Below are 12,647 nucleotides of genomic sequence, written 5' to 3'. Positions count from 1 at the left end.
GTTTTTTATCATTTAACATTAAAAAAGATGAGAGTTTTCTTATAGAAATTAAGATATTTTTATATTTTGACTGTGTATAGATACACTTATCCTAGTTTATGACTGTCTCATTTTAAAAAATGTAACCTAAAATTGTTTTTCTTGATGTTATTTATAGTTACTTGAATTACATTAATTGCACTTTCTTGAACTTTTACAAAACATTGTCTAGCGTGAAAAATAATTTTGGCAGCATTGTGGTAAACAAAAGTGGCTACTTTTTTAAGTCTTGCGTTGTTATATTCTTTAGGTAAAACAAGCTTTTAGTACTTGAAATATATTGTATGCTAATGCACAAATGTTGATATACAAAGCATTGGCTTTAAAGTCTTTGCAAGGCATCTTATTTGCACTGAAATCAAGTTTCAAATCTTTGATACGATTTTCACTATCATCTGCTCTTTGGTTATACCATTTAACTAAGTCATCATTGTTTTTATTGGAATTAGTAGCTATAGCTCTATACATATATCTACCACAAGATAAGCTTTGTGATGACTCATCACAAATACCAATTTCCATTTGACCCTTATCTATGAGTTCTCTTTGGATGACTAACTCAAAGCTATGTTTACTATCACCCATAGCATGAACTATTTTGATTTTATTATCTTGCCATGTATCTATATCTAATATTTGTTCGCGTAGTGAATTATGCATTTTTGCTCTAATAGCAAACTCTATCTTTTTATCTATAAGCCAATCAATAATTTCATGCTGATAACCTGCAGCATCTATCCTTACACCTGACAGTTCAATATCTTTAGGCAAGTTATACATACAGGCTTTAATAAATTCATGGTTATTTTTTGAAGGTGGAACATCGCCTTGTCTAAAGTCTATAGCGATAATTTGAGATGTTTCTGCTATCGTTCCTATCATTGGCATGTATCCTTTACCTATATAACCATATAAGGCATTTTCATTAAAAGACAAAATATATGTGGCATCAATATCTAGAGTTACCTTTTTACAATTACCTAAAGATAACCCAACTAAGTAACTATGAAGTTCATCAAGCAATAAAGACTTTCCATTTTTCTTAAGCCACTTACCAAATGCACTAGGCTTAGGTGTTCTAGTATATCCAAGTAATTTCATTAGAGCTTTATCGCTAGTTAAAATAGATAAATCTGATAAATTATCTGCTCCTGCATGTAGGGCAAGAATATATGACAAAACATATTTGGAATGTTTTATAGCATTATTACTTTTAAGTACTCGACCAACCTCATCTATTTTGGTTTGAAGATCTATTTTATCTAACAGTTCTGCCAAACATATAAGGCCTGATCTTGGTGTTATTAATTCTTTGGTTGTTGATAGTTGGTAAGGTATAATTTCCATAAGTCTTTTGTTTCACCTATTGGGTGAATGTTATTTTTTCTCGAAAACATTATAAACAAAAGACTTTATGACAATAATTATTTTTTAACTTCCAGATTTGGGTAAAGAGTAGTTTGCAGCGGTATACCATCCTCCTGCTAAAACATCTTCATTGATATTATTAAAGTCATTTTTATTTGTTGTACTTGCCCAACCAGCTCCAATATTTAAAAAACCGTCGTATATAGTATAAGTTAAGTTACCGTTTATATTAAAGCTTCCTATATTATCGTTAGGACTATCTTTGCTTGCTAGAAATTGACTTATAGAAGCATTACCAGCTCCAGGTATATTGTAGACATATCCAGTATTTAAGCCAATAGCTAATTTTTCCGTCCAGCTCTCGGCATAGAATATTCCTGTTGAAAAATTTGCCTGATTATTGTTAGATCCAAAAACAGCAATATTTGCGTTTAATATATCATCTTTATAATTAAGAGATATATTTGTTGTTCTTCCGGGTGCTAGAAATCCTGTTATTCCTCCAGTCCATGGCCCACCACCACCAAATGCTCCAACAGAAAGTTTACTTCTCCCGGCAGTTAAAAAGAGTGGTGATGTATCTAGGTTTCCAAATATAACAAAGGCATTTCCTAGACCGAAGTTATTTAGCTCACTGCTACTAATATCAAATTGTGCTGTAACATAGTGTCCGATATTAGATAGAAAATATAAGGTAGATGATGTTAGGAATATGTTTTGCCCATGATTTGATAAAGTAGTATTGTTATTTGATATTCCACTACTGCCAAACCATGTTTGGGCATCAACCTCAATCTTTCCACCGAAAAATATAGAATAGCTGTCAAATTTATTTCGTTGACCGATTACTGTAGAAGCAAATAAACTACCAGATATCATACCGATTGGTATACTGTTGTTACCTGAGTAGGCTCCAAGAAAGGTTACTTGTCCTCTAGTTGTAATTGCTGGAGCACCTCCTACGTTGATTGCACCATTATGATCAAAGACATTTCCTATAGATTTATTTCTTAAATCAATAATTGAGTTATTACTATCAATACTTGTAGTAATTTCATAAGAGTCTTTATCATTAATACTAGAGTATAGATCTGTTTCTATAATTTTGGAGTTATACGTAGAAAAGGTCGTTTGATTTTGTTGTAAATTCTGTATCTCAGATTTTAAGTTTTGTATTTCTAACTCTAGTTCTAATGTTTGCTCTAATGTATTTGATGATTGATTCTTTGCTTTTGAAAAACTTATTTCAATAGTAAGAATAAAGATAAATAATATGTATATTATAGGAAGAATATTTATATATATTGGCATAGCATTATAAATAAGTCATAAGATAAAACGAATAAGCAAATACTATACCAAATAATAATGATAATCAATATCATTTAAGGTTAGGTAATTATATATCTTATATGTTTTATATAGCTATGTTGAGCGGTAATTTTCTTAGAAGTAAAAATGCAATTAAGAAACCTGGTATTGAGATAGCCCCCCCTAAGATGAAAAGCATTGAATATCCAATATTTGCAGCTAAGAAGCCACTAGCAGACATACCTAGGATATATATTAGAAGCTCGGCACATACTAATATAGTAAAGTCAGTACCGGCTTGATCTTTTGAACTAAATTTCATAAAGATAGTATATAAAACAACCATTTCCATAAGGCGTGAAGCCATATTTAATAAGACAATACTAAAAATTATCGTCTGATTACTTATACTGTATAAGCTAATAATTCCTAGAGAGAAGTAACAAAAACCTCTAATTATGGCGAGTAAAGTCAAAAGGGCTGTTTCTCTAAAAAAATTAAAAAGATAGCTTATTATTGCTGCTCCAGATATTCCGATAATAGCACTTCCTATCCCCATTACTACGCCTATTGTACTTAAAGGGATATTTGAATCTACAAGGAATGATGATTGCATGCCCATTACTAGTCCTTCACAAGCACGATAGGATAGGCAGATGATTAGCAACATTTTAGTTTCTTTTCTTTTAAAGAATGATTTTATTGATGGTATGGTGTGTAGGAAACTATTGTTATCATCTTCTTTTATAAAAAGCATATACAAACAAATGCAAATACTTATTATAGACATATATAAGGTAATATTATGCCAGCCTAGTATTTTATATAGCGCAATTAGCGATGCTCCGCCGATCATGCTACCTAATGTTGTACCAATTATTCTCGAGAAATTACACCATTGTAGATTTTTAGCCTTTGTTTGCTCAATTGAGAAGCCATCAACGGCAATATCTTGTGTTGCTGCAGTACAGGAGAGTAAAAAGGCCAATAGAAAAATATAGTTGGTATAGTCTCTTGGATTATAAATTGAGAATACCAAAAATAATAATATCGTAACAAACTGCATCACTAAGAACCAGCTTCTTCTTCGTCCTATATTTTTGATATATTTCTTATCAACAAATGGGGCCCATAAAAACTTTATAACCCATGGAACCAGTAAGATACCAAAAAGTCCTATTTTCTCTAGAGAGACTCCCTCTGATCGCAGGATAGTTGGCAATCCATAAGTACAGAAGTATAGTGAAATTGCTTGGGCTAAATATAGTGTTGTGATATCAACGTTTCTTTTTTTCATATCATATTGTTTTTTATTAATATTTGTTGGGCTTGTTTTGAGGCATCATTAAAGTTATCAGCCACAATACAGCGAAAAGGCATTCCTTTGTGCATAGCCGGGTTGTTGATTTTCTCAATCATAATAGGGTCTTGAGTAATCCTAATCATGCCAAGACACCATTTTGAAAGTTCCAATTTTGATTTTTTAAACCATTTAGCTTGTCTTACTCTAGCGTTATGTTCAAACTGATACTTTTCTGAGAAAGAACTTATAATTAAAAATTTTTGTTGTTTTTTTAATATTTCATTACAAAAGCTAAGCCAGTTTAAAACGTCATCATAGCTTGAATGACTTCCAAAATGCATATTGACTATGGGCCATTTTGATATATCACATTTAATCATAATGAGTACCCTCAATAAAAGTATCTTTAGAACAGCTAAATATATAGGCTTGTTTTTCAGGTAGAGTTATTTCTCCTTGGTTTGTATAACCTATTTTAGGGGCGATCTTTTGAAAAGGTGTAACTCTAACATCAGGCTCAAAAATAACATTACTAGCATTAAGCTTTAGAAAGCAGTATTGACTAAGAGCTTTAACAAGAAGTTTTGAGTATCCTTTGCCTACAGCATTTTCAGGACCTATTAGAAGATGCCAACCATAATCATTCTCTTTAGGTGAAAGATAATTAGCAATACGATCACCTTTGACTTTATAAATTTCAGCATATGCTATTTCATTTTGATCTACTGATAGTACAAATAAACTTTGGTTAGGCATTGATAGCAAATTACAGAAGTATTTTTTAAGCTCTGATTTTGACTTATTTAAACTCCAAAATTTAGCAACGTGAGGTTTATTCATCCATGAGTGAATAGTTTCTAAGTCTTTTTCTAAAGAAAAGGCTCTAAGAGATACTCTACCATGCGTAAATATGTTATGGCTTATATCTTTGAAGTTTTTAGCAAGAAATAAAGGGTTATCAAGTTGACCTGTTGAGATAACCTTAGGTCTTTCATTATAGTCACTATATCCTACCTCAAATATTCTTAATCTATTTAAGCAAAGTTTTTCAAATGTTGGCTTATATAAATCAAAACGCTTAAAACGAGAATTTAATTTTGGCTGACTCGCCTGATAACCTTGTATACATTCATCTAGCTTTTGGTAAAAGTATAGTTCTGGATAATTTAACTTATCAGCAAGAATTGAAGAAATATACCTATAATGTACAACAAATAGCCCAGTATGAATAAACTGTAATAAATAATTATCTGTAACTTGAGGGATAGCATTTTTTACCTGTTGTGGTAATGATGCTAGCTCATTGACAGGGTTCTGACAAATATTGATATCATCAACAAAATCTTTCATCGCTAAACCAACAGGGAGATTGTCTTTTATTATTAATATACTGTTCTCTCCATGAGGTGAAAAAACCATGCCATATTTGTATAAGAAATGTAGTAGGGGAGGTACAGTGTTTTCAAAGAACATTGTTAACCACTTATCTATATCTAGAGAAGATTCTTTTATCATTTCACAAATAACACTTTTGCCATTACGATCTATGTGTGTTAGAGCTGCCATAGTTATAGCTTTCTCATTCTCTTGTAACCTGCTTTGAATGCTTTCTCTCCAGATTGCTCCTAACTGCTCTGTGAAGTAGTACGGGACTTTTGAGATTTCGCAGTAGTAGGGGTGCTTACAATATGCACTAGCTAACTCTCCTAATAAGATAAAGTTACGATCAGACAAAAACTCATCTTTATCAGCTATGGTTTTTACCCACTCAGTGAGTATGGGTGCATTGATAGTTTGATCCTTAGGTAAACCTCTATAAACAGCAGTATTTAATATATTTAAAGGAAGCTTTATACTATGTTTTTCTGGATAGGATATATTAGACATAGTTCTTATTGATTGCATTGCTAAATGTTGGTCTGTTGATTTGCCGAGAAATATAATATCTTTATTAGCAATATATTTAGTAAACTGCTGTATTAGAGTATTTTTCCATTGCCATGGATGCACAGGTAGAATATAAAAATCACTAGGGTTCTTATCATTTCTTTCGATAGTTCTGTGAAAACTACGTAAGATCTCAGAATTAATTTCTTTATCTTCTATTTGTGAGTAGTTTAGGTTTGATATACATGAAAAAGTCACCAGATCTTTGTGTATAGCTATCCAAGATAGATTTATGATTTTTTGCATTTCTGGAGTATAGTTCGCATAGTCAGGTGCATTAAACCCAATACGTCCTTTATTTATTACAAACCAAGGGTGACCAGTCATTATTCCTTCAATATATGCATAAGGGAGTTTATAGATGTCTTTAGCACTAGGACTATCTTTCTCAAGGATAGCAATATCTGCGTATATAGTGTTATTAAGTTCTTTGATAAAGTGAGCAAGTGTTGTGGTGTCAATTTTTGTAATTGGTAATGTGTCTAGGATAAGCTGTATAGCATCATTAGCAATTTCGCATTTATTATTTTCATATCTTATGACAGAGTTTTTATGGATAATCAAATTTCCATATATTCTTCTAGAGGCTTTAAATTTATAGTGTAAAGAAGAGTTTATTTCTAAGGTATAGAGTTCTTGATCTATATCTTTTTGAAGAGGGTGGAAAATTTCTTCATAACTAAATTCAGATATTATCTTCTCTAATAAACGAGTGCTAGCTATTTTATAATAATTTGTATTATTCATAGAGTTTGTCTCCTAATATGTTATGCCACTTCAATGTTTGTTCTGCGTGTTAAATACTTCTTTGGAACTCCAAAAGAGGAGAAAATGCAATTTGCGGGAATCTTATAAGCTTCTTTATTAAGAAGCTGGTTAGCTATGATTGTGTTTCTATATGCACCTAACCCTAAATCAGGAGCTCCAACGCCATGGGTATGCATTTCAGCATTTTGGATGAAGATATTTAAGTTAGTATTTTTAGTTATTAACTTATAGTCTTTTGTTACCTTTAGGCAGTTATTCTCACCGTGGACGATAAATTTATCTATATTAGCGATAGCTGGGCTAATATTTGTTTTATATCCTGTTGCTGCAATGACTCTATCTGTTTTTACTAGAAAGTCTTTGTCCTGTTGTTTATGATAAAAATAGCAATTAAGTTCACGACTATTATCAGCCATTGCTATAAACTCAGCATTAGCAATAAGTTCAGCGGAGTCTTTATTTTGTATTGTATGATCGTAAAGGACATCATAGATATCTGAAATAGTTTGGGCACTTATGCCTTTATATAGTAAGTCCTGCTCTTTTATAAGCTTTGGCTTTTCTCTACTAGAGAGATTATAAAAGTAATCAATATAATCAGGTGAAAAGTGTTCTAATCCAAGCTTAGAGTATTCCATAGGGAAAAACCCTTTACTTCTTGTTAACCACGTAATTTTGGTTGAATCATTTTTTGATCTCATTAAATCTAAAAATATTTCTCCAGCGCTTTGTCCTGAACCGATTATAGTTATATGTCGATCTTTCAAAGCTTGAGTCTTTATATCTAGATACTCACTACTATGATGCACATTTTCTAGATTAGAAAGTTGTGGTGGAAGTTGAGGCACTGTTCCTAAACCAAGTACTATATTTTTTGTTAAATATTGTTGTTTGTTATTTTGTGTATCTCTAACTGTTACAGACCATAGTTCACTACTAGATTCTTCAATTCGCTCTATGTTTATTACCTCATAACCAAATTTACAAGAATCACAGTTTTGTGTAACCCACGAACAGTAGTCATTATATTCTTGTCTAGGAATAAAGAAATCTTCTTTGAAATAGAATTTATAAAGTCGATTTTTCTCGTTTAAATAATTTAGAAATGTAAATCTATTTGTTGGATCAGCCATAGTTACTAAGTCCGCCAAAAATGGCACTTGTAATGTTGTCCAATCCATCATTAATCCTGGATGCCAGCAAAAGCTCTCTTTCTTATCAAAAAAAATACTATCTATAGGTTTGTCATGCAAAAGAGCGGCTAATCCTAGATTAAATGGACCAATACCTACTCCAATAACATCATAGATTTTCATATAACCTCCTTAAAAGGATTATTATTAGTATTAACGTAAATAGATTGACTTGTTAGCGGGGCTTGTAGCTCATCAAGACCATCTAGTCGTGTGCGTAGATTAGCTTTTAGTGGGAGTTGATCTAACTTTAGAATTTTGTTTATGAATTTATTGCAAGCCTGATATTTCTCCGCAAAACCTTCAAGAAAGGAAGTTGTGACTTTGATTAAGTCTCGCTCACTAATATATCCAGTGTTGGCAATAGCTTCTATAACAGACATAAGCTGATTAACGATAAAATAGTAACAAAAATGATGATCTATAAACTCCCTAGATCCTTCACATAAATTGCTAATGTCTCCAAAGTTAGCTTCCTTCAGCCCAAAATGATCTTTTATATAGTAATACCCTTGGCTATCACGATAATAGCTCTCAATGGGTAGGCCATGCTCTAGCTTAACTAGTAAATTTTGCTGATGGGCTTCTAGAGCAATCCCATACTTTGAGTAGAGCCATAGAATAGGAGTAATAGCAACAGATAGATATGTTTCAAACCAATAAATAGCAGCGTCATAAGTAGGCATATTATTATGTACGCTTAAATATAGTATCAGTGAGCAAATACGAGTTCTTTCACTAAAAGGATTAGGTTCAGTTAAGCTAGCAATACAAGCTACATCATCTTGGGGGTTAAAACTTGAGTTACGAATGATGCATATACTTGGATCAAAGATTTTATTATTGATTTTGATTGCAGAAAAAGCAGGATCGGTAATTAGATTAAAATACGGGAACTCTTTAGCTAATATTGGTTTTAGATGATTTTTATATAATTTATGCACAGATAAGCTTCTAGCACATTCTTTGGCTAAATTAATCCTTACTGAATTTGTAATAGCAATGCTTAATGAAAACTTTAACATGATATTAAAATCTGGTGAGTATAGAGTTCTAACTGATGTCGTTGGATAAAACCATGGACCCATAACGCCAATATCAATTATTTTATTTTCAACTTTATATTTTTTTATTTCATCATGTTCAGCTAAGTATTTTGCTTGCCAAGGATGTAATGCAAAAAGCTCATAATTTTTATCTTGTTTTATTGGGATACTTTCATTGGTTAAGAAATCTAAAAAAATATGGTTAACACTTTTATCAAGTAATGAATGTGTTTCTAAGATATTTTTATCAACATACATATAGTGAAGCTGTAATTTCCCATTTGTTTCAGGGGAGTATTTAATAAACTCTTGTAGTGACAGACCTCTGCGACTTTTAGGGTCAGGTTGCTGTCTATGACCTCTTATAAGATTTTGCTCATTTAAGATAAAGGAGCTCTTACAACCAAATGATCTATCAAGCTTATGTTTTCTCTTTTGAAGTATAGAGGTAATATTAATTGTAGAATCTGAGACTCTTTCTATAAGTTCATTAGAACCATTTAGTTCTCTAATGATTAAAAGCACTGCTTCAAGAGGGTCTAGCTTTGATCGGATACCTTGCTTTATTAGATAACAAGGTAACTGCCATGTTGGAGACTTTAATATTGGAGAAATTTTTAATGAGATTTCAAATATTGACTCTATAGAGTCTAAATTTATACTAAACTGATATCCATCATCTAGGTTTTTAACTAAGGTGTAGTCATTAAACTCACGATAATAGCAGTTAAGGAAATTTTTTAGAGTGATTTCATTGGCGTATTTAATCATTTTTACTTACCTCTATTTGATTTTTGAGTAAATCACCATGTGTCTTTATTTGAGTAAGACAATCATTAATTAAATTTTGCGTGATCATGGGGTTTACTAGAGTAATTTTTAAATAGATGTTTTTATTAACTTTTGTTTGTGCAATAGCAAAACGGCCACTATGAAATATAAGTTTATGAATCTTACTATTAATAGAATTTAGGGCAGATAAATCTAAATCTTTATTAAAATATCTAAATACAATGGTATTGAGACTATTATTTAGGTGTTGATATTCTTTAAAGGCTAGTTGTAAGTGTTCGTCATTACTTATTATTTTAATAGTACTAGTGGTTGTCTGAATTATATGGTTAATCCATTCTGAAAATAGTTTTGTGCCGCTGGACTGTAAAGAAATAAAGATCTTAAGAGCATCAAACCTACGTGTGGTTTGAATTGATTTATCTACCAAGTTTATACAGTCAAAACCATCATCATCTGGATTAAGATAATCGGCATGGTAGCTAAGTAGCTTAAAATATGATTTATCTTTGCAGAAGAAAGCGCCACAGCTGATTGGTTGGAAAAAAAGCTTATGAAAGTCTACTGTTACAGAATCAGCTAGTTCTAAGCCATTAAGCCTATGTTTATACTTATCAGATAGTATTACAGCACCACCAACAGCAGCATCTGCATGTAACCAAATATTATTTTTATTTGCAATTTCGGCTATTTCTTTAATATTATCAATACAGCCAAAATCAGTGTCGCCAACTGTCGTAACTATACATATGGGTATTAAGTTCTGAGCTTTAAGGTTAACTATCTTGGTTAATAAATCTTGTGTATCTAGTTGAAGGTTATGATCAGTTTTTATTAGTTCAATAGAGTTTTTACCTAAACCTAATATAGATAGTGACTTATGCACAGAGAAGTGCGTTTTTTCTGTGCATAATATCCGAAACCTGTTAGCAATATTTGGCAACCCTAAGTCAGCTATTTTATGATTTAGGATGTTTTCGCAATAGTAATCTCGAGCTAAAAGTAGCCCCATTAAGTTTGACTGAGTTCCTCCACTTGTGAATATACCATCAGAAAAGGAGTTATTTATATAAATTAGCGAGCTTAACCAATTGATAATATTTTGTTCGATATATGTCGCGATAGGGCTTTGATCCCAAGAGTCCATTGATTGATTTAGTAGTGATATGAATAGCTCAGCAACTAATGAAGGTATCATTACAGGACAGTGTAGGTGGGCCATTGATGCTGGCGAATTTATATTTAGAGAGTTTTTGAAAATATCTCTAAATTTGTTCTCTATAATGCTTTCTAGGCTTTGAGGCTGTTCATTTATTTTGAAATTATTAACTATATTTATTAGCTGGCCTGCATCTTTTCCACTAAAAATATTATTGTCATTTATGCTATCTATAACCATCTCTAGAGCATCTTGGATATTACGGATATATGAGTTAATACTTTCATCAGTATTGTTTAAGAAGTACTTATTAAGATCTAAATTCATAGATTCTCCTTAATAGAACTCTCTAATATTTCTACTACTTGATCAATTTGCTCTGTGGTTATAGTTAAAGGAGGTAAAAATCTAATAGTTCCACCAAAACGTCCGCCAAGCTCAACAATTAAACCTTTATCAAAACAAGCTTTTTTTATTTTTAGAGCTTTTTGACCATCTGCTGGTAGACTTCCAATTAGATCAGGCTTAAACGTAGTATCAACGATTTCCATACCTATCATAAGTCCTTCTCCACGAACATCGCCTATGATGTTGTACTTGGCTTTTAGATCATTTAGTTTCTCAAAGAAATATTTACCTTTCTTAGTTACTTGTTCTAAAAACTTAGAATTGTTTACTTTATCTAAAACAACACTACCGGCAACCATTGCTAAAACATTACCTCGAAATGTCCCTGTATGTGCTCCTGGCTTCCAAGTATCTAGGTAACTTTTGTAAAGTATTACAGAGATAGGTAGACCACCACCTAGTGCTTTTGAAAGAACTATCACATCAGGATCAATTCCAGCTTTTTCAAAAGCATATAGATGACCTGTTCTACCAATACCACATTGAACTTCATCAACAATCAAAGGGATATCTAGCTCTTTAGTAAGCTCTCTTATCGCTTTTAACCATTTTATAGGTGCTGGAATTACGCCTGCCTCACCTTGAATTGGCTCTAGGATAATTGCTGCTGGTTTTTTTATGCCACTTTCAGGATCTTTTAATAGGCGAGAAATCATTTGTATATTTACATCAATACTTTGTTCATCTTTCAACCCAAAAGGGCAGCGATATGAGTATGGAAAAGGAAGGAAATGTGTGTAAGGTGTAAGGCCATAGATATTCTCTTTGGGCTCTAAATTGCCCATTAAAGAAAGAGTGCCTTGAGTCATGCCATGATAAGCACCATGAAAAGCAATAATATTTTCTCTACCTGTTGCGGTTTTACATAATTTTATAGCTGCTTCCACAGCATCAGCACCACTAGGACTACAAAACTGGACTTTTGATTTTTTATGATAGCTCTTTGGTAAAGAGTCGAGTAATTCTTGCATGAAGCTGTGTTTTTCTTCAGTCAGTAAGTCTAAAGTGTGTATTGGGACATTCTTATTTAAAGTTAAAAATATAGCCTCTGTAATATCTGGGTGATTATGGCCAAGGGCTATCGTACCTGCTCCGGCCAAGCAATCTATATATTGTTTCCCTTGTATGTCTGTTAAATAAACTCCTTGAGCCTTTTTAATTACAAAGGGATTTTTTCTAGGGTAGCTTCTAGCATTGGATTCCCATATTGATTGATTTTGTAGCATGGATTGTTGAGAAGGATAATTCATTTTTGGTCACCCTATAATTAATATTGATAATCATTATCATTTAGAATATATTTAAATGCAACT

General features: G+C 32.0%; 8 protein-coding genes and 1 pseudogene. All 9 read right to left on the bottom strand.

Annotated features, from left to right (window positions below):
• Nucleotides 1-285 precede the first annotated feature (285 nt).
• Nucleotides 286-1,386: an IS1380 family transposase gene (locus FIP56_RS09620; protein WP_192578689.1), complete on the bottom strand. Its 1,101-nt coding sequence runs from the start codon at nt 1,384-1,386 to the stop codon at nt 286-288.
• A gap of 102 nt (nt 1,387-1,488) precedes the next feature.
• Nucleotides 1,489-2,718: pseudogene (locus tag FIP56_RS09615) on the bottom strand (DUF3573 domain-containing protein); the annotation flags it as partial.
• Nucleotides 2,719-2,824: 106 nt separating this feature from the next.
• A complete protein-coding gene (locus FIP56_RS09610) occupies nt 2,825-4,015 on the bottom strand; it encodes an MFS transporter (protein ID WP_192578687.1) in 1,191 nt (396 codons plus the stop codon).
• Nucleotides 4,012-4,362 carry a hypothetical protein gene (locus FIP56_RS09605; RefSeq protein ID WP_245323074.1) on the bottom strand — a complete coding sequence of 117 codons (351 nt, stop codon included), beginning with the start codon at nt 4,360-4,362 and terminating at the stop codon, nt 4,012-4,014. Before FIP56_RS09605 ends, FIP56_RS09610 begins: the two co-directional genes overlap by 4 nt.
• 31 nt (nt 4,363-4,393) lie before the next feature.
• A complete protein-coding gene (locus FIP56_RS09600; RefSeq protein WP_192578685.1) occupies nt 4,394-6,715 on the bottom strand; it encodes a GNAT family N-acetyltransferase in 2,322 nt (773 codons plus the stop codon).
• 20 nt (nt 6,716-6,735) lie between these two features.
• Entirely contained in the window at nt 6,736-8,052 is a 1,317-nt protein-coding gene (locus FIP56_RS09595) for a SidA/IucD/PvdA family monooxygenase (protein WP_192578684.1), read from the bottom strand.
• On the bottom strand, nt 8,049-9,746 hold the full coding sequence (locus tag FIP56_RS09590; protein WP_192578683.1) for an IucA/IucC family protein: 1,698 nt from the start codon (nt 9,744-9,746) through the stop codon (nt 8,049-8,051). The genes FIP56_RS09595 and FIP56_RS09590 overlap by 4 nt, the downstream gene beginning before the upstream one ends.
• Complete coding sequence (locus FIP56_RS09585; RefSeq protein ID WP_192578682.1) at nt 9,739-11,253, bottom strand: pyridoxal-dependent decarboxylase; 1,515 nt, start codon at nt 11,251-11,253, stop codon at nt 9,739-9,741. The genes FIP56_RS09590 and FIP56_RS09585 overlap by 8 nt, the downstream gene beginning before the upstream one ends.
• Nucleotides 11,250-12,584, bottom strand: coding sequence for a diaminobutyrate--2-oxoglutarate transaminase family protein (locus FIP56_RS09580; protein WP_192578681.1), 1,335 nt, complete (start codon nt 12,582-12,584; stop codon nt 11,250-11,252). Before FIP56_RS09580 ends, FIP56_RS09585 begins: the two co-directional genes overlap by 4 nt.
• Between the last annotated feature and the right edge of the window lie 63 nt (nt 12,585-12,647).

Origin of the sequence: Francisella sp. LA112445, from assembly GCF_012224145.1 — a bacterium.
Lineage (GTDB): Bacteria > Pseudomonadota > Gammaproteobacteria > Francisellales > Francisellaceae > Francisella.
This window is presented reverse-complemented; position numbering and strand designations above follow the sequence as displayed.

Bases quoted from the DNA above. Each gene is read 5' to 3' on its own strand.
- FIP56_RS09605 (WP_245323074.1), bottom strand. From the start codon at position 4,362: ATGCATTTTGGAAGTCATTCAAGCTATGATGACGTTTTAAACTGGCTT.
- FIP56_RS09590 (WP_192578683.1), bottom strand. From the start codon at position 9,746: ATGATTAAATACGCCAATGAAATCACTCTAAAAAATTTCCTTAACTGC.
- FIP56_RS09580 (WP_192578681.1), bottom strand. From the start codon at position 12,584: ATGAATTATCCTTCTCAACAATCCATGCTACAAAATCAATCAATATGG.
- FIP56_RS09620 (WP_192578689.1), bottom strand. From the start codon at position 1,386: ATGGAAATTATACCTTACCAACTATCAACAACCAAAGAATTAATAACA.
- FIP56_RS09595 (WP_192578684.1), bottom strand. From the start codon at position 8,052: ATGAAAATCTATGATGTTATTGGAGTAGGTATTGGTCCATTTAATCTA.
- FIP56_RS09585 (WP_192578682.1), bottom strand. From the start codon at position 11,253: ATGAATTTAGATCTTAATAAGTACTTCTTAAACAATACTGATGAAAGT.
- FIP56_RS09600 (WP_192578685.1), bottom strand. From the start codon at position 6,715: ATGAATAATACAAATTATTATAAAATAGCTAGCACTCGTTTATTAGAG.
- FIP56_RS09610 (WP_192578687.1), bottom strand. From the start codon at position 4,015: ATGAAAAAAAGAAACGTTGATATCACAACACTATATTTAGCCCAAGCA.